Origin of the sequence: Pseudomonas sp. RA_15y_Pfl1_P11 (genome assembly GCF_963970975.1) — a bacterium.
In the GTDB taxonomy this organism is placed as follows: domain Bacteria; phylum Pseudomonadota; class Gammaproteobacteria; order Pseudomonadales; family Pseudomonadaceae; genus Aquipseudomonas; species Aquipseudomonas tritici.
The window spans coordinates 1-18,587 of the sequence record NZ_CAXAOY010000020.1 but is presented as its reverse complement, the minus strand read 5'-3'; the positions used below and the strand labels follow the sequence as shown (position 1 = coordinate 18,587).

General features: G+C 61.5%; 15 protein-coding genes. 9 read left to right on the top strand and 6 right to left on the bottom strand.

The window, feature by feature from the left end; all coding sequences use genetic code 11:
- The first annotated feature begins 6 nt into the window (after nt 1-6).
- The 8 genes from AACY44_RS22405 to AACY44_RS22370 are packed head-to-tail and all read left to right on the top strand — an operon-like array spanning nt 7 to nt 10,743.
- Nucleotides 7-1,998, top strand: a complete 1,992-nt coding sequence (locus AACY44_RS22405) for a GumC family protein (protein WP_339421117.1) — start codon at nt 7-9, stop codon at nt 1,996-1,998.
- Complete coding sequence (locus AACY44_RS22400) at nt 1,998-3,188, top strand: glycosyltransferase (RefSeq protein WP_339421119.1); 1,191 nt, start codon at nt 1,998-2,000, stop codon at nt 3,186-3,188. The genes AACY44_RS22405 and AACY44_RS22400 overlap by 1 nt, the downstream gene beginning before the upstream one ends.
- Nucleotides 3,178-4,506: a GH39 family glycosyl hydrolase gene (locus tag AACY44_RS22395; protein WP_339439443.1), complete on the top strand. Its 1,329-nt coding sequence runs from the start codon at nt 3,178-3,180 to the stop codon at nt 4,504-4,506. The genes AACY44_RS22400 and AACY44_RS22395 overlap by 11 nt, the downstream gene beginning before the upstream one ends.
- 8 nt (nt 4,507-4,514) lie before the next feature.
- Nucleotides 4,515-5,732 (top strand): glycosyltransferase family 4 protein, encoded by a 1,218-nt coding sequence (locus AACY44_RS22390; RefSeq protein WP_339439441.1) that lies wholly within the window; start codon nt 4,515-4,517, stop codon nt 5,730-5,732.
- The gene (locus AACY44_RS22385; protein ID WP_339428135.1) at nt 5,723-6,826 is read left to right on the top strand and encodes a glycosyltransferase family 4 protein; all 1,104 of its coding nucleotides are present in this window, start codon (nt 5,723-5,725) and stop codon (nt 6,824-6,826) included. The genes AACY44_RS22390 and AACY44_RS22385 overlap by 10 nt, the downstream gene beginning before the upstream one ends.
- 2 nt (nt 6,827-6,828) lie before the next feature.
- The gene (locus tag AACY44_RS22380; protein ID WP_339456297.1) at nt 6,829-8,256 is read left to right on the top strand and encodes an O-antigen ligase family protein; all 1,428 of its coding nucleotides are present in this window, start codon (nt 6,829-6,831) and stop codon (nt 8,254-8,256) included.
- Nucleotides 8,256-9,665: a murein biosynthesis integral membrane protein MurJ gene (murJ, locus tag AACY44_RS22375; protein WP_339421123.1), complete on the top strand. Its 1,410-nt coding sequence runs from the start codon at nt 8,256-8,258 to the stop codon at nt 9,663-9,665. Before AACY44_RS22380 ends, murJ begins: the two co-directional genes overlap by 1 nt.
- A gap of 22 nt (nt 9,666-9,687) precedes the next feature.
- Nucleotides 9,688-10,743, top strand: coding sequence for an acyltransferase family protein (locus AACY44_RS22370; protein WP_339439440.1), 1,056 nt, complete (start codon nt 9,688-9,690; stop codon nt 10,741-10,743).
- Between the two features lie 150 nt (nt 10,744-10,893).
- Here AACY44_RS22370 and AACY44_RS22365 read toward each other — a convergent pair whose 3' ends face one another.
- The 5 genes from AACY44_RS22365 to AACY44_RS22345 form a co-directional block, all read right to left on the bottom strand.
- Nucleotides 10,894-11,475: a DUF4174 domain-containing protein gene (locus AACY44_RS22365; protein ID WP_339421126.1), complete on the bottom strand. Its 582-nt coding sequence runs from the start codon at nt 11,473-11,475 to the stop codon at nt 10,894-10,896.
- Between the two features lie 164 nt (nt 11,476-11,639).
- A complete protein-coding gene (locus AACY44_RS22360; protein ID WP_339421127.1) occupies nt 11,640-12,272 on the bottom strand; it encodes a glutathione S-transferase in 633 nt (210 codons plus the stop codon).
- Nucleotides 12,273-12,338: 66 nt separating this feature from the next.
- Nucleotides 12,339-14,696, bottom strand: coding sequence for a DNA polymerase II (locus tag AACY44_RS22355; RefSeq protein ID WP_339531082.1), 2,358 nt, complete (start codon nt 14,694-14,696; stop codon nt 12,339-12,341).
- 105 nt (nt 14,697-14,801) lie between these two features.
- Nucleotides 14,802-15,266 (bottom strand): SRPBCC family protein, encoded by a 465-nt coding sequence (locus AACY44_RS22350; RefSeq protein ID WP_339493523.1) that lies wholly within the window; start codon nt 15,264-15,266, stop codon nt 14,802-14,804.
- A 79-nt stretch (nt 15,267-15,345) separates the two neighbouring features.
- Nucleotides 15,346-15,516: a hypothetical protein gene (locus tag AACY44_RS22345; RefSeq protein WP_339428133.1), complete on the bottom strand. Its 171-nt coding sequence runs from the start codon at nt 15,514-15,516 to the stop codon at nt 15,346-15,348.
- Between the two features lie 452 nt (nt 15,517-15,968).
- Between AACY44_RS22345 and AACY44_RS22335 the strand changes: the two genes are divergently transcribed.
- Nucleotides 15,969-16,370 carry a GFA family protein gene (locus tag AACY44_RS22335; protein WP_339421131.1) on the top strand — a complete coding sequence of 134 codons (402 nt, stop codon included), beginning with the start codon at nt 15,969-15,971 and terminating at the stop codon, nt 16,368-16,370.
- A 1-nt stretch (nt 16,371) separates the two neighbouring features.
- Here AACY44_RS22335 and mrdA read toward each other — a convergent pair whose 3' ends face one another.
- Entirely contained in the window at nt 16,372-18,264 is a 1,893-nt protein-coding gene (mrdA, locus tag AACY44_RS22330; protein ID WP_339439435.1) for a penicillin-binding protein 2, read from the bottom strand.
- Nucleotides 18,265-18,587 lie beyond the last annotated feature (323 nt).

Below are 18,587 nucleotides of genomic sequence, written 5' to 3'. Positions count from 1 at the left end.
ATCCCTATGATCGAGATCCGTTCTTTTCGTGATCTTCTGCGTCTGTTCTTCATTTTCCGGCGCGAGTTCAAACTGGCGGCGATTGCCGCGCTGGTGATCATCCTGCTGGGGGCTTTCTTGCTGCCGGCCAAGTACGAATCCACTGCGCGCCTGCTGGTCAAGCCTGGGCGGGATTCGACCCTGCCCATCGAGATCAGTAACCGCCAGGCGCTGGTGATGCCCAGCACGCAGCGAGACCCGATTGTCGACGAAGAACGCCTGCTCACCGGTCGCCCGATCGTGCGCGCGGTGGCGGAGCACTACCTGGAAGTGATCGACAACGCGCCACCGCCGGAAGGCTTCTGGAAGCGCACCAAGTACTACGTCAAGAGCGGCCTGGGTGCGGTATTCGATGGCCTGCGCGTGGTGCTGGAAACCGTTGGCGTGGTTGAAAAGACTACCCCGGTTGAACGCCTGGCCGTCAGCCTGGAGAAGAACTTTGAAGTGAGCCACGCCGCCGGCTCGACGGTGATGGATATCAGCTTCAAGTGGGGCGACCCGGAGATCGCCCAGGCGGTGGTCAAGGATTGGGTCGAAACCTATATCAACGAACGCACCCAGGCCTTGGGGCGCAAGAGCCTGTACGCCTTTTATGAAGGCCAGGCGGCCAACAGCGCGACCGAGATCAAGAGCTACAAGCAACAGATCCTCACGCACCTCAACGAGATCGGCGCAGCGAGCATCACCGATCGCCTGGAAGACTTGTCCGAGCGCATCAACGTGCTGCGCGGCGAGACCTTCAACACTACGCGGCTGATCGCCTCGTCCGACAGCGCAATCCAGAGCACACGCAAGCAACTCAAGAGCCAGCCGAAGGAAGTCACCACGGTGCGCCAGATCGCTCTGAACCCGCAGCAGCAGGACTTACGTCGCCTGCTTAACCAGAAGCTGCTGGAAAAGGCCGACATGATGCGCACGTACACGGACAATGCGCCGCCGGTCAAAGCCCTGGACGCGTCGATTCGTGCCATGCAGGTCCAGGTCGCCAGCGAAAGCAACACCGTTCAAGCCTCGGAAAACCGTGCGCCGAACACCCTGGAAATCCACTTACAGCGCGTGCTGCTGGATGAAACCAGTAACAACCTGGCGCTGCGCACGCAGCTGGTTCAACAGCAGAAACAATTGGTGAACCTGGAAGCGCAGCGCAAGCAAGCCCTGGAGATAGAACCGGAGCTGGCCCGCCTCTCCCGAGAGCTGAACACCACAGAGCGCAATTACGCGTTGTACGTGGATAACCTGGAAAAATCGCGCATCGACCGTGAGCTGGACAACAGCCAGATCAGCAACATTGCCGTGATCGAAGAAGCAACCCTGAACCCAGGCCGCATCTTCCCGAAAACCCTGGTGATGCTAATCCTGGCGATCCCGTTTGCGATCGTCGTCGGCTTGCTGGTGATCTACCTGTGCTACCTGCTCGACCAGCGTATTCACGACGGTGGCCTGGTGGAGCGCAAGTTCGGCCTGCCGCTGTGGACCACCCTGCCCGAGCTGGACACCACCACCGCGCAAAGCGCCAACGCGTTCAATGCGAGCATCTACCGGCTATACAGCTTGCTGCAGCCCGACCGTATCGCCGAGAAGGGCCTGACACTCGGGCTGACCTCAGCGCGTCACGGCGAGGGGGTGACCTTTGTGGTCGAGCAACTGCGCCAGTTGCTGGCCGAAAACGGCATCGATGTGCGGGTCGGCGGGCTTGAAGCGGCGGCGCCCGGCGAGGTGGTGCTGCTGGATGCCTCGGCGTTGCTGGCTAACCGCGATGCGTTTGTGACCCTGCGCTGCGCCGACCTGATCGCGCTGGTGGTGGAGGCGCGCAAAAGTACCGTGCCGGTGGTGGAGCATGCGCTGTCGATTCTCAACACGGCGTTCGGCAAGGTGGACGGCATCATCATCAACCGGCGCAAGTTCGAAGTGCCGAGCAAGGTGCTGCAGACCATTGGCAAATACCGGGGAGCGTTCTGATGCGTATCGCCCTGCTCGCGCCCTTGCCGCCGGAAAAAAACGGCATCGCCGACTACGCGAACCATTTCCGTACGGCGCTGGAACAACTCGGTGTGACGGTGCTGACGCCGTTGGCCGGGGTGGCGGGCAACTCCAAAGCGATAGAGCAGGCCGTCGCCGGCTTCGATTGGCAAACCGTCGACTTGGTGCACGCCGAGCTGGGCGGCGGGCGGCTGGGGGAGTTCCTGGCCCTGCGCGAGCTGCGCAAGGCTTACCCGCAACTGCCACTGACCGCCACCGTGCATGACCCGGAACGCTTGGTGTGGCGGCGTGAGCATCTGCCGTTCCCTTTGAGCCTGCTGGAGCGTTTGCCCAGCCCGTTACCCCAAGCGGCCGTGGTGCTGGCCGACCCGCTGACGTTGCGCGAAGAACGCCAGGTCGCCAAAGGGTTGACCCGGCTGGTGACCCTCACCCGCCTGGGTGCCAAGTGCTTGAGCCAGCGCATGCAATTGCCCGCCGCCAAAGTGGCGGTGATCAACCATGCCAACCTGGCGATTACACCGGCACCGCTGCCATCGCTGGACACGCTGCACCTGCTGTACTTCGGCTTCATCTACCGCGGCAAAGGCATCGAAGACCTGGTGCAGGCCCTGGCGGATGTGTTCAAACACGCCCCCGAATTACGCGATCGCGTGCGCCTGACCCTGGCCGGCGGCACTGCCCCGGAGATGGCATTTGGCGCGGGCGGTAATTACCTGGCGCAACTGAACGCGCAGATCGCGTCACTGGGCCTGACCGCGTCCATCGACTGGCGGCTGAACCTGCCCGCCGATGAAATTGCCCATACCATCCAGGCCCACCATGCGATGGTGCTGCCGTACCGCGAATCGAAAAAACTTGGCCTGCTCGGGCGCCAGCGCGGCACCAGTGGGGCGTTGTCCTGGGCGACCGCCTGCGGGCGCGGCGCGATCACCTCCGATGCGCGCGCGTTTGCCGAGGAAGTCGCCAGTGGCAACGGCGCCATTTACCCAGAGGGTGATGTGGCTGCCCTCGGCGAACAACTGTTGCGCCTGGCACGCACGCCGCTGCTGGCGCGGGATTGGGCCGAGCGCGCCGGGGAAATTGGTCGCGAACGGTTGTGGCCGTTGACGGCGCAGAAATTTGTCACGCTGTTTGGCGAGGCCATCGTCGGAGCCCGCCATGTCGCGTAAACGCACTTACCTGGTCACCCTGGCGGTAGTCGCCGCCCTGGGCCTCAGCGCGTTTTTGTGGGGGCGCCAGGCCGATGCCGAGAACCCTGTGCTCAAGGGCAGCAAAGTCGTGGTGTGGAAGGATTTCCTGGGGGTGAACGCGCAATTCCTGTGGTTCAGCCCGGTGCGTTACCAGATGCAGATCGACCGCCTAAAGGCCCTGGGCCTGGAATGGGTGCGCCTGGACCTGCACTGGGATCAGCTTGAACCCGCCGAGAACCAGTACCAGGTCGCAACCCTGGATCAGTTGGTCGGCAAGTTGCAGGACAATCAGCTCAAGTCGGTGTTCTACCTGGTCGGCTCGGCGCCCTTCGCTACGACCGCGCCAGCCGGGGCGCCGTATCAGGATCAGTACCCGCCCAAGGATCCGAACGTGTTCGCCAATCGCATGGCGCTGTTGGCCCAGCGTTATCCCAGTGTGGATGCCTGGCAGGTGTGGAATGAGCCGAACCTGCTGGGCTTCTGGCGCCCGGTAGCGGACCCGGCCGGTTATGCCACCCTTTTGACGGCTACCGCCAATGCCTTGCGCACCGTGAACCCGAACACACCGGTGGTGGCCGCTGGTATGGCGTTCTTCAGCGAAATGCCTAATGGGCAGACCATGCTCGCGGCCCTCGGTGCGCTGGGTGTAGCCAGCTTGAACACGGTAATTTCCTACCACCCCTACACCCAACTGCCTGAAGGCAACGATCCGGCGAACCTGGACTTCATCGCCAAGACCACCCAACTCAACCAGGCCTTGCGCAACGGCGGTGTACAAACCCTGTGGAGCACCGAGTGGGGCTGGTCGACTTACCACGGGCCAAAAGACGCCCAGGACATCATCACGCTACAAGCCCAGGCCGATTACATCGTGCGGCGTGTGGCGCTGATGAGCGCGATGGATTACGACAAAATCTTCCTGTTCACCCTCAGCGACCTCGACCAGCGCGCCAGCGTGCGCGACCAGTCGTATGGCCTGCTCGATATCGACGCCAACCCCAAGCCCGCCTACACCGCGCTGAAAAACTTCCTCGACGTCAGCGGGCCGCAACTCACGCCGGGCGATCCACCGGTTGCCGACCAGTTGCCCGGCGGTTTGTTCAGCATCGGCTGGACCCGTGCGGACGGGCGCAAGCTGTGGTTTTTCTGGTCTGCCCAAGGCGGCAACGCGCATTTGCCGGGCCTGGCCAGCGCCACCCTGTACGACCCGTTGCGCGGCACCCAGACCCCGGTGAGCGGCACCAACGGCCTGACTGTACCGGTCAAGTCGAACCTGCAAATTCTGCTATGGGATTGAGGCCTGCGATGCGCATTTTATGGATCCTGCCCTACTCACCCTGGCCCGCCACCAGCGGCGGCAAGACGCGCCAGTTTCACCTGCTGCGCAGCCTGGCCGCGCGCGGGCATCGGATCACCTTGCTACTGCATGACAAGCACCCGGTGTCGCTCACAGACCGCAAAGTGCTGGAAGCATTTCTCGAACAACTGATCATCCTGCCGCGCCGCCCACTGCGCAGTGTGAAGACCCTCGTGGCCGGGCTGTTTGCACCCTACCCGCTGCTGGCCAGTGTGAATGGCCTGTCGAATGAACTGCAGGAAACCTTCAACGGGTTGCTGGATGACGACTGGGACGTGGTGCAGATTGAGCACAGCTACAGCTTCCAGCCTTACGAGGACGCGCTGGCGCGTAAATCCCAGCCGTTCGTGCTGACCGAACACAATGTCGAGTCGGCCCTGGGCGCGGCCACCTATGACCGCTTGCCGGGCTGGGCGCTGCCCTTCATTCGCTACGATCAATGGCGCTACACGCGCTGGGAGCGTCGTGTGATGCGCCAGGCCACGCAGGTAGTGGCGGTGACTGACAGCGACGCACAGACCCTGACCAAGATCGCCGGCAAACCGGTGTCGGTGGTGGTCAATGGCGTGGATTGCGATCACTTCGCGGTGGCCCATCCCGATCCATCGGCACGCCGCGTGCTGTTCCTGGGCAATTACGAATACGCCCCCAATGTGGACGCTATCGAGTGGGCGCTGGATGAGATCCTGCCCAAGGTCTGGGAACGCTGCCCGCAGGCACGCATGAGCGTGTGTGGTTTCGGCATGCCAGCCAGCTGGCGCGAGCGCTGGCAGGACCCACGCATTGAGTGGCAAGGTTTTGTGCCTAACCTGATAGACCTGCAATCGAGTTGCTCGGTTTTTCTTGCGCCGTTGCGCCATGGCGGCGGTTCCAAACTCAAGGTGCTTGAAGCCTTGGCCGCCGGCCTGCCGCTGGCAAGTACCGAGCAAGGTGTCTCGGGGCTCGACCTGATAGAAGGCCTGGACTACCTAGGCGGCCAAACCGCCGCGAGCCTGGCAGACGCCGTGGTGCGTCTGCTGCAGTTCCCCGACGCCGCCGGGCCCATGGGTGAAGCTGGCCGCGCGTATGTGCGTCGCGCCCATGACTGGAGCGTCGCCGCCAGCCAGCTAGAGCAGGTGTACGCGAGCCTTTCGCCGTTGAATCAAAAGGAGCCCGCATGCGTGTAGGCCTGGATTACCGCACCGTCGGCACTTCGCCGCAATCGGGCATCAGCCGCCAGGTGTACGCGCTGGAAAGCGCCCTGCACAGCCTGCCGGGCATTGAGCTTGAGCGGTTTACCGTGGCGCCCCTGGGCGATGAAACCCGTTTGCAGGCCCACTGCCCAGCCTGGGGCTGCGCGAAGACCGCCATGCACCAGCCGCAGAATCGCCTGCGTTTCGAGGCCGGTTTTCTACCGCGCGCGTTGCGTGAGCAGCCTATCGACCTGTACATCAGCACCTTTAACATGGGCCTGCCGTTGCCGCCCAAGCCGAAAGGATTGCGTACCGTGGTGCTGCTGCATGACCTGTTTCAGATCACCTTGGACAACTACCACGCCAACCGTTTGAAGGCGCTGATCTACAAGACCAGCGATCGCCTGTCGATTGCCTACGCGGTGCACAGCGCCGACCGGGTGTGGACGCCGTCGCAGTACAGCGCCGACGAAACCGCGCGGTTGTTTCCCAAGTCGGCGGGCAAGATTCGCGTGCTGCCCAACCAGGTCGACGGTTTTTCCGAACTGGCGGCGGACCTCAGCGCCCGCCAACTCCCCGAGCGCTACTGGCTGCTGGTGGGCACCCGCGAGCTGCGCAAAAACGTGCCATTCCTGGTGGAGGCCTGGCAGAAAGCGCGACGCCAATCCCCTGCCGTGCCGGATTTGGTGCTGGTGGGCAGCCTCGACCATTTGCCCGAAGCCCTGCGTGCCCTACCGGGTATTCGCGCGCTGAGTGGCGTGTCGGATGCCGAATTGCACGCGCTGTACCGCCGGGCATTACGCTTGTGGCAACCTTCGTATGCCGAGGGCTTTGGTCTGCCTGTGATCGAAGCCCTGAGCGTGGGCACCCCGGTGGCGGTGGCCAGCGGTACGTCGCTGGATGAAATCACCCCGCCGTCGGCACCGCGCTTCTCGCCCACCGATGGCCCGGCGCTGACGCAGTTGATGGTCAGCCTGGGCGAGCGCGCCAATGAGGAATCGCCCGAGCAACGGCGCCAGTGGGCGGAGCGCTTCAACCATCACGCCTATCGCCGGCGCCTGGGCGAACTGATTGAGGAGCTGAAGTGAAAATAAATTTAACCAGCCTCTTCGCGATCCTCTTCGGCCTGCTGTTTGGCGCCCTCGCGCTGCTGCTGTCACCGGCCAAGGCGTTCCTCGCCGTGATCGGCCTGGCCGGGGCCGTTACCATCCTGCGCTTTCCGTTCTGGGGCTTGTTGCTGTTTGCCCTGATCGCCACGTTCATGCCGTACTCCACGGTCAACCTGGGCATTCGCAGTACCGTCAGCGAAGCCATCCTGGCGCTGACATGGGGCGCGGTGCTGTGGCACAACTTCCTGGCGCGCCTGCCCGACACACCGAGCCTCTCCCGCCGGCCTACCGACCAGATGCTGCTGTGGCTGATGCTGTTCAGTGTGTTCCCGTTTATCGTCGGCCAAGTCACCATCCACGCCGACACCAGCGGCGTGGCCAACTGGCTGCGCTGGTTGTTGAGCCTGTCGGCGGTATTCCTCTGCGCTAAATTGCTGGTGGATCACAAGCACCGCGAATCGCTGGTAATCGCCCTGCTGCTGGGCAGCCTGGCGATGCTGGTGCTGTCGATTGCAGTGTTTGTGCACACGCGATCCGCGGCCGGCATTGCGCCGATCCTGGGGCTGTTCAACTACGCCAACTTCGACATGTTGAAGTTCGGCCTGGAGGCCATGTCTTCGCGCATGGGCTCGCCGTGGATGCACCCGAATGCCATCGGCGGGATCATGGCGTTGCTGCTGCCCCTGGCCTTCTGTTTCGGCATGACCGAGCAAGGCTGGAAACGCGCGCTTGGCCTGATCGTGGCGTGCCTGGGCGCGGCGGCGCTGCTGTTGGCCAGCAGCCGCGGCGCGATGGTCAGCCTGGCATTGGTGCTGATGTGGATGGCCACGCGCCGGGTGCCCTACACCGGTCGCCTGCTGATGATCGGTGCGGCGCTGACGGTAGCGTTGGTGATGGCTTATCCACCGTTGCAGGAGCGCCTGGCGACGATCTTTTCGTCGGATAACGCCAGTACAGAAGTGCGTTTCGACGAGTACCGCATGTTCCCGCAGGCGGTGGGGTCTTACCCGTTCGGTATTGGCTTCAAGGTGGATCCACCGGTACCGGGCACTCAGTTGCTGGGCATCTCAAACCTGTGGCTGAACTTCATCTACAAGACCGGCATCGTCGGCATGCTGTTTTTTGTGGCGGTGACGGTGCGCTGGTGGCGTGAAGCGCGCCCGGACAGCGGCCCGATCCGCCTGACGAAAGACAATGCGCTATGGCTGGGCACCACCGCCGGGATTCTCTCGGCGCTGGTCAGCGGCCTGTTCGACCACTACTTCAGCTTTGCGGTGGTGATGGTCGCGCTGTTCTGGCTGATGGTGGGGATCAATGTGCTGGAGGCCCGCCGACTGTTTCCGGCGCGCCTGCCACAGGTAAAAAGCGTGGCGTTGCGCAAACCGCTGATTGATGGCGCGCAACCCTGATGCTGGGCTCCGCGGTCTGGCTGACCCTGGCGACGCTGCTGGGCTTGTGCCTGGGCTTCGCCCGCGAATGGTTGCTGGTGGCGGCCTGGGGTGCGAGTGAGCGCAGTGATGCGTTCCTGATCGCGCTGTTTTTGCCGGAGGCGCTGCGCATGTCTCTGGCTGGCGGTGTGCTGAGCGCCGCTGCGCTGCCGCTTTATCTCGCGCGCAAAGACGACGAGCGGCAGGGCTGGTTGACGGAGTTGTTTCCGACGTTGCTGCTGATCGCGCTGGTCATCAGCCTGCTGCTGACGCTGTGGGCGCCGTGGCTGGTGCAACTGCTTGGGCCGGGCTTGGCGGCCAGTGCGACGGCTTTGGCGAGCAGCAACTTGCAGATTGTCGCGTGGTGCGTGCCGGGGCTGATGCTGCATGCACTGTTCAGTATTCCGTTGCAGGCCAGCGAGCGTTTTGTGCTGGCAGGCTTGGGCTCATTGTTGTTCAATCTGCCGCCGGTGACCTACCTCGCGTTCGCGGGTACCGCCACCCAACCGCACTCCCTGGCACTGGCGTGCCTGGCCGGCAGCCTGTTGATGCCGTTGGCGCTGCTGCCGTCGATGTGGCGTCAGGGTTGGCGGCCATGGCATTGGCAATTGTCGTTGGCGCCACTACGGGAGTTGGGCCAGCGCATCGGCCCACTGTTGTTGAGCAATGGCGCCAGCCAGGGCCTGGCGCTGATCGAGCGGCTGGTGGCGTCGTTGCTGGGGGAAGGCGCGGTGACCTGGATCAACCTGGCGCGCAAGCTGATGAACCTGCCGCTGATTGCGCTTATGAGCCTCAACCAAGTACTGCTGGGCATGATGAGCCGTCGCCAGGGCGATGAACGCCTGGCCCTGCTCAAGCGCGGCCTGGAAACCGCCAGCGTGCTGACCCTGCCCGCTGGCGTTGGCCTGGTGGCGGCGGCACCGAGCCTGGTGGCGTTGCTGCTGCCCAGGCAATCGGTGGACTCGCCGTTGCCACTGTTGCTGGCCTGGTTTGCTGTGCCACTGGTGTTCGGCGCCTGGAACGCCTTGCTCGCGCGCTATGCCTATGCCGCTGGCGATACACGCCAGCCACTGCGCTGCGAATTGCTCGGTAGCTTGGTCAATGTGCTGCTGCTCGGCGCCCTGCCTTTTATGTTCGGCCTGGCCGGCATTCCTCTGGCTGCGCTGGCCGGGGTGATCTGCACCGCGTTACTGCTGATGCAGCGCCAAGCCTTGCTTGGCGCCCTGCCCTGGGCCCGGCATTGGCTGCTCAGTGCAGTGCTGATGGGCGTGGTGGCGCTGGCGCTGTTTCGGGTTGAAGGCGTGTGGCTGCAACTGGGGCTGAGCACCCTGACCGGCGCGGTGGTGTTGCTCGGGATGGGGCTGTGGCTGAAGCCGTGGCGCAAGGCATGAACGATCAATCGGGACAACTCAGATGAAACATCGCTGGATTCAAATGGATATTGCCAAGGGTATCGGCATCCTGGTGATCGTATTTGCCCACAGCTGGTTCGTCGCCACCTCGCCGGACTTGCTGTACCCGGTACTGGCGTCGTTTATCTTGCCGTTGTTCTTCTTTTTGTCGGGGGTGTTCTTCAAGCCTGAACAACCGTTCGTGGAGATGGCGGTGCGCAAGGCCGATGGCCTGCTCAAGCCGTTTCTCTTCACCATGCTCACCTATGTGGTCGTGCGCAGCATTCTGCGCGGCCAGCCGCTGCTACCGGATGTGGGTGGCGTGCTGTATGCCTCGGTGGACACCCTCCCGTGGCAGGCGCTGTGGTTTCTGCCGCACTTCTGGGTGGCGATCCTGTTCAGTTGGGTGATGCTGCGGTTGATCCAGCGCTTGAAGCTGTCGCTGTGGTTGAGCCTCGCGCTGGTGGCACTGCAATTGATCCTAGGCGCCTGGATGCTGCCGTGGTTCTGGCAACTGCCGGTCACCTTCGGCGAGCATACGTGGGTGCTGCCAGGCCTGCCGTTCAGCCTGGATATCACGCTGATCAGCAGCACTTACTTCATTGTCGGCTACCTGTTGCGCGATTGGTTGCGCCGGCACTCGGGTTCCTGGCTGACGCTGTTGATCTCGATCGCGCTGTTCGCCCTGGTGTTCACCTTCACCTGGGACACCATGGACCTGGCACAGCGTCGCTACGACCATTGGTTCTGGACCACACTGCCGGCCGCGATCGGCGTTTATGCCTGCTGGGCGCTGGCGCGGGTGCTGATGGTCTCGGCCTGGGTCACCCGGGCCATGACCTACATCGGCCAGAACACCTTGATCCTGCTGATCTTCCACGGCGAGATCCAGCACAAGTCCTTCGACCTGATGGAGCGCTTGGGGCTGCCTGCACTGCCGGCGGCGTGCGTGGGGTTTGTGGTGGCGGTGGTGGTGCCGTTATTGATCGGGGAAGTGATCAAGCGGGTGGCGTTTTTGCGGTTTCTCTACTTTCCGTTTCCAGTGCGTAAGGCGACCGGGGAGAAGGCGGCAACGTAAGGAACACTTGAAGATGCGCAGCATTGGTATCTACACATCTCGAGAGCAACCTGTGTGAGCGGGCTTGCCCCGCCCCCTACAGGGTTGTGCAGATACTTATAGCCATCGCGGGCAAGACGGACGACGGACGCCCACAAAGGGTTATGTATTTCAGTCGTCGAGTTGTTGCGAAGCTGGCTTACTGCCGTGCTTGGCCGGTTTGGCACCCTTGGTCGGCGCAGCAGCGGGTGCTGCTGGTTCAGGCTCTGCGGCCGCGGCAGCTTCTTTTTCCGCCATCGGCATTTGGTCAATAGCCGCGAAAAACTCCTTCAAGTCGAGGGTATCCGGTGGCACGGTCTTCTCGACTTTCTTCTCACCGTCCTTGCCCACCAGGATCACTTTAGTGCCACTGCCGGCGCCCAGTTTGAGGGCACGAATCAGCGCATTGGTTTCGGGCGGCGTGAGCTTTTTGTTGTCCTTTGGGTCCTTGGCGAACTTCTCCCCTTCGGCACCAATGCTGCCGAATTTCACGGTGTAGAACACCATGCTGCGCTCTTCAAAGGACTGCTTGGTCGCAGGCTCGTCCAACTGTTTCTTTAGGGTCGCCAAGGTGTCGTTGCCAGCATCAAGCTCCACCACCACCAGCGGCCGGGCTTTGCCCAAGTCCTGCTTGAGCGGGTTGATATCATCAGCAGCCAACAGCGGCCCCGTTAAAGCCATCAAGGTAGCCAGGGTCAGCGACCGGATGAGCATGCGCACCTCCTTTGAATTCCATGCAGGGTTCTTGAGTTTCATGTCTGCGACAGTCAAATTCAAGGATGATTCCTACATCACCTTAATAAAGCGTAGGTCAGGACGCCCGCTACGCAAGGGTTTGGTGGGTTCAACTGTCATTGTTTCCACTGATTGCGGAAACTTCATGAGACCTTCCACTCCGGCCAATGCCTCGCCAATACGGGGGCGACGATGGGGTCGGCATCCACTTGCGCCAGACTCTGGGCAAAGCTCGGCGCCAGCCCGTTCAATGCGTCCCGTGCCTCGTCCCAGCGCGACACCGCTGCGGCCATCAAGCCCAGTGCATTCGGAGTGTGGTTCGGGCCAAACAAATGCCCGGCAAACTGATCGGCAAATACCACCCAGGCCTGGTGCAGGTAGCGCCGGGTGCCCGTAACAAGCTGCGCCTGCACCGTTTCGTTGACGTCGCCGATCCAGCGTTGGGGGTAATCGATAATGCCGATCGCCGAATAGCAATTGGCCGCGATATACACCAGGCCGCGAATGATCTGCGCACGGTTGCCGGCCAGCAGGTCGGAGCCGGGAAACTCCAGGCCCAGATGGATCAGGATCGCTGCGCTTTCCGTCAGCACCTGGCCGTCGGGGGTTACCAGGGTGGGCACCTGTTTGAGCGGGTTGATAAGGGCCAGCTCCTCACTGCCCTCACCTTCCGCCCAGGAGGCCGCGTCTACCCTTCGCCACGGCACCGCACATCGTTGCAGGGCGATTTCAATCATGCAGGAACCGGATTCGTCGATGCCGTAGAGCGTGTACATGGGCCTGTCCTCCTAGCGGTGCCTGCGCCCAAGAGTGCAAGTAACCACGGAGTCGAATCAAGTGTTTTAAAACAAGCCCATTTGCCCGCCGACCAGCGTGCTGAAATCGTCATTCACAAACGGCAGGATAGCGTCGGCCACCGGCTGCAATTGCCGGGTGACGTAGTGGTCGTAGTCGATGGGTGCTTGCCGCACTTCGAGGGGTTCCGGGCCGTTGACGCTGATCACGTAGCTGATCCAGCCACCGCGCTGGTATTGACGGGGGCGGTTCAGCCGGTCGTTGTATTCGTCCGCCAGGCGCGCAGCACGCACATGCGGCGGCACGTTGCGCTCGTAATCGTCCAGCCGTCGGCGCAGGCGTTTGCGGTAGATCAGCAACTCATCGAATTCGCCGCTCAGGGTACGGCGCACGTAGTCGCGTATGTAGTCCTGGTGGGGCTGGCGATGGAAGATGCGCTGGTACAGCTCCTGCTGGAATCGGCGGGCCAGGGGCGACCAGTCGCTGCGCACGGTTTCCAGGCCTTTGTAGACCATTTCTTCGCTGCCATCGCTACGCACGACAAGGCCCGCGTAGCGCTTCTTGCTGCCCTCCTCCGCGCCACGAATGGTCGGCATGAGGAAGCGCGTGAAGTGGGTTTCGTATTGCAGTTCCAGGGCGCTTTGCAGGCCGAACGCCGTTAGCAGGTGCTCGCGCCACCAGTCGTTGACGTGCTGTACCAACGCCCGTCCAATGCGGCTGGCCTCTTCCTGAGAATGCGCGCTGCCGAGCCAGACGAAGGTGGAGTCGGTGTCGCCGTAGATCACCTCATAGCCTTGGGCTTCGACCAGTTCGCGGGTCTGGCGCATGATCTGGTGACCGCGCAGGGTGATTGACGAAGCGAGCCGTGTATCGAAGAAACGGCAGCCGCTGGAACCGAGTACGCCGTAGAAGGCGTTCATGATGATTTTCAGGGCCTGGGACAGCGGCGCATTGTGTTCGCGCTTGGCCACTTCGCGGCCTTCGGAGACCCGCGCGACGATTGAGGGCAGGCAGTGCCGGGTGCGGGAAAAACGCGCGCCGCGAAAGCCTTCCACCGACGCACTGTCATCGGGGTACTTGAGGCCTTCGATCAGGCCCACCGGGTCGATCAGGAAACTGCGGATGATCGATGGGTAGAGGCTTTTGTAATCGAGTACCAGCACCGATTCGTAGAGACCGGGGCGCGAGTCCATGACAAACCCGCCGGGGCTGGCCTGGGGCGGTTTGTCGCCCAGGTTTGGCGCGACAAAGCCCTGGCGGTGCATCAACGGCATATACAAATGGGTGAACGCGGCGACAGAGCCACCGTTGCGGTCAGCCGGCAACCCGGTGACGCTGGCGCGCTCCAACAAGAACTTGAGCAGCTCAGTCTTCTTGAAAATCCGCGTGACCAGCTCGCAGTCCTTGAGGTTGTAGCGTGCCAGGGCGGGCTTGTCCTCGGCGAACATGCGGTTGATTTCGTCCATGCGCTGGTACGGCGTGGAGATGTCCTTGCCCTCGCCCAACAGGGTTTGCGCGACGTTTTCCAGGCTGAAGGATTCGAAGCTCCAGGTGGCCGAGCGCAGGGCCTCGATGCCATCGATGATCAGCCGCCCCGCCGCCGCCGCGAAGTAGTGATTACGGCTACCGTGTTCGCGCCAGGCCATCGGCTCTTCGCCACGCCCAAGCATCAGCGGCACGTTGAGGCGCTGGGCGTGTTCGTGGAGGACACGCAGGTCGAACTGCACCACGTTCCAACCGATGATCGCATCGGGGTCGTGCTGGGCAAGCCATTGGTTGAGTCGTTCGAGCAATTGCGCGCGGGTGTCGCTGTAGTCGAGCTTGAAGTCCACTGCGTCGGTGTTGTTCGGCGGGCCGAGCATGTACACCTGGCGCTCGCCGCAGCCTTCGAGGGCGATGGAATAGAGATCCCCCTCGGCGGTAGTCTCGATGTCGAGGGACACCAGTTTCAGCGGCGGGCGGTAGTCGGGCGCGGGTTTCATCTGCGCGTCGCAGAGCACGCCGTTTGCGTCGGGAGTGCCACCGAACCACACCGGTGCGGTGATGAAACGCTCCATCATGTAGCGCTCGGGTGGGCGCACGTCACCTTCGTAGACATCCACACCGGCAGCGCGCAGGCGTTTTTCCACGTCCATCGCCTGGCGGTGCTGGCGGGTGTAAAGACCCAGGACCGGGCGGTGATGGAAATCGCACAACTGCAACGGGCGCAATTCGATGTCGCGCTCACCCTTGAGCAGCCAATCCAGCGGCTTGCGATGGGCTTCGGGGATAAACATCACCGAGGTCTGCACGGGGAGGCGGATAAACCTAGGGCCGTGGTCGGTCGCCAGCCAGAAGCTCACCTCCGTGCCCGCCGGGGTATCACGCCAATGCCGGGTCAGGACAAAACCCTGCTGTAAATCCACCGTAACGCACCTCAGGAATCGCTTTCAGGGCGTGATTCTACTCGGCATCGCACGAGTGCGGCACGTTAACGCTCATGACGGCTGCCCCAACAATCATGATGCTGTTTAGGGCCCAGCCTGGCTCAGATAGGTTTCGATGTTGCTCATCTGTTCGTCCCAGCCACGGGAATTCATTTTGAAGGCTTTTTGCCGCCTCGCCTCAGGCACTGCGTCAAAACCCGATTCGACCACCCATAGCAGAATGCCCGGAGCACGGTCTTCAATGGTGAACTCCACCAACGTCGGGGTCTCCTGGTCATAGTCGACGCCCTCTTCTACCGCGAACGGATGCCACCAGAAAGAGAACAGTGTTTGCGGCAGGATGCGTTCGATTTTCACCTTCCAGATCACATGTTTGTAACCTGGGTAGGTGATAGGCGCTTCAACGGTTTGCCCCGCGACAAACGCCTTGCCCGTGAGTGCAATCCGAAACCATCGGCCGAATTGTTCGGCGTCTGTCAGTGCTTCCCACACCTGTTTACGTGGAGCATTGAGCAGTACTTTTCGTTCTATGCGGTCCAATACGTGCATACGTCACCTCCTGCATTGACAGTAGGCGACATCGACTAATGCGCAACCTTTCGGTCACGCATTGGTGTTGCTACTTACTTCAGAATTTCCATTTGGCGTTGACCATCGCATTGCGCGGATCGCCGTAGGAACCTGAGTTGAATGTGCCCATGCCGTCGTAATATTTTTTGTCGAACAGGTTGTTGACGTTCGCCGTGAGACTCGCGGGAGGTATAGCCGCCGAACACGTTCCAGCCTGCGGCCAATTCACCGGAAATCTCAGTTTCGACACCGCGCGTGGTGGTGCCAGCGATGGCCTGGAGGTAGGCGTGCTCAAGGGCTTTTCGGCGAAAGCTGTATCATCACGCGCTTGGCAATCGTCACAAGAAAGTGCCGGGCCTCCTTCAAGTCAGCGGCCACCGGCTTCGCGCGCTCGGCCAGCAACAAACGGATAAGGTGTCTTGAGCCAGGTCTGCAGCCTGATGGGAACAACCCAGGCGCGCAGGTAACCAACTGACCAATCAGCGGGGGTGGCCACTGTAGAGTTGGCCAATAGGTTCGTGGGTAGGATGAGGCCCAGCGGACAACGGCATAGTGATATTGCGTAAGAATGAGAACGCTTCGCAATTTAGCACTAAGGCAAATGGCTTGTATGACAGTGATGCGCAACGCGGCGGCAAAAGGTAGATTCTCCCACCTCCCCCCCCCCTGAGGTGACGCACCATGACTGAACAGCTCCATGGAAGTTGTTTCTGCAAAGCCGTGCAGTATCAGCTAGACAGCTTGGATATGCCCGTCAGTCACTGCCATTGTTACAGCTGCCGCAAGGTGCATGCGGCGGCCTTTGTGGCGACGGCCGGCGTGATGCGCGAACACTTTCGCTGGACGCGGGGCGTGGAGCTGCTGGCGTCTTTCGAATCTTCGCCAGGCAAACTCAGGCATTTCTGCTCGCGCTGTGGCTCGCATCTGATGGCAGAGCGTGTGCATCAACCCCATGTCATTGTGCGGGTGGCGACGCTGGATGATGATCCGGGTGTCACGGCCACCGCGCATATCTGGACAGCCCATGACGTGCCCTGGCTTACCTACCAAGGCGTAGAGCAATGGGACGAATGGCAAGTATGATTTAAACCTTTGGGTCGCCAGGCGCCTTAGTCGGCGTCGCATATTGCGGTTTCAGGTGGCCTTCCTGATCGAGCAACCAGGCATCCATAATCTGACGTACTACCGGCCCCGCGACGCGGCCTCCGGCCTCGCCGTTTTCGATCATCACCGAGATCACGATTTTCGGATGCTCCGCCGGAGCGAAACCGACGAACAAGGCGTTGTCACGGTGGCGCTCCTGGGTCTTTTCGCGGTTGTAACGCTCACCCTGCTTGATCGCCACCACTTGCGCTGTACCACTCTTGCCGGCAATGCGGTATTGCGCGCCTTGTGCCGCCGCGCGTGCAATACCGCGTGGATCGTGCATGACCAGTTGCATGCCGTGGTTGACCTGCTCCCAATCGCGCGGGTCCTTAAGGACCACGTTAGGCATCGGATTTTCATCCTCGGGCGGCACGCCGTTGATGGTCTTGGCCAGATGCGGTCGGTTCCACACACCTTTATTGGCGATCAAAGCAGTGGCCTGGGCCAGTTGCAACGGCGTGACTTGCATATAGCCCTGGCCGATGCCGAGGATCACGGTTTCGCCCGGGAACCACGGCTGACGCCGGGTGGCGCGCTTCCAGGCCTGGGATGGCATCAGGCCAGCTGACTCTTCGAACATATCCAGCGACACTTTCTGGCCCAGGCCGAATTCCGCCAAGTAGTCATGCAGGCGGTCAATGCCCAGCTTGTGGGCCAGTTCGTAAAAGTAGGTGTCGTTGGAGCGCATGATGGCGGCGTCCATGTCTACCCAGCCGTCGCCGCTGTGGTTCCAATTGCGGTATTTGTGGTCAAAATCCGGCAGTTGGTAGTAACCGGGGTCGAAGACACGGGTTTGCGGCGTGACGACACCGCTGTCGAGGCCGGCAATGGCGACTTCAGGCTTGATGGTCGAGCCCGGCGCGTAAAGTCCTCTAAGGACGCGGTTGAACAGTGGCCGGTCGATGGAGTCATGCAACGCGGCATATTCCTTGAAGCTGATGCCGGTGACGAACAGGTTTGGGTCGAAACTCGGCTTGCTGACCATGGCCAGCACTTCCCCGGTTTGCGGGTCGAGGGCAACCACCGAGCCACGGCGATTACCGAGGGCTTCTTCCGCCGCTTCCTGAAGGTGCACGTCGAGGCTCAGCACAATGTTTTTGCCCGGGATCGGATCCGTGTGTTTGAGTACGCGAAGTACGCGGCCCTGAGCATTGGTCTCGACTTCTTCATAGCCTACGTGACCATGCAGCTCGGACTCGTAGAAGCGCTCGATACCGGTCTTGCCGATGGATTGCGTACCGCGATACTCCACAGAGTCGAGGGCTTTGGATTCTTTCTCATTGATCCGCCCCACATACCCGATGGAATGGGCAAAGTGGGCGCCCAGAGGATAGTGGCGAACGAATTGCGGTTCTACGTCTACCCCAGGCAGGCGGAATTCGTTCACAGCCAGCAGCGCGATCTGTTCTTCGGTCAGCTCGTAAAACAATGTCACAGGCACGAAGGGGTGGCGTGCTTGTTTGAGCGCCTTGTCGAACACAGCACGTTCTTCGGCGGGCAGGTGCAGCAAACGAATGATGGCGTCCAGCTCACCTTTGAGGTCAGTGGTGCGCTCACGGGTGATGATCAGGTTGTAGCTGGGGCGGTTGTCGGCAAGCACCACACCATTGCGGTCATAGATCAACCCGCGCGTTGGTGTGATGGGCAACACGTGGACACGGTTGTTTTCAGAAATCGTGGAGTGATAGTCGTACTGCACCACCTGCAGAAAATACATACGGCCTACCAAGGCGCAGGTGATGCCAATCACTAACAGTGCGCAGGCGAGCAGGCGCTTGTTGACAAGGCGGTTTTCTTTTTCGTGATCTTTGATCGGTATCGGTTCAGGCATTTCTACAGCATCTCGTTAAAGAAGGTCGACGCCGCGTCCTGCGGATTAAAGATCAATCCCTGTGAAAATGTGCTGCACCATACCAAAAATGCAGAAACACTTTGTATCGTTTTACCCAACGGTATGCCGGATGAGGGATTTTTCATGGAGGCTCGGATTACGGTAAGGGGAACGGTGACAAGCCCTTCCTCCTGGGACTTTCCAACCGCCCAAAACAAAACCCCTGTTTGCGTTAGCAAACAGGGGTTTCGGAATTTAATCTTGACGATGACCTACTCTCACATGGGGAAACCCCACACTACCATCGGCGATGCATCGTTTCA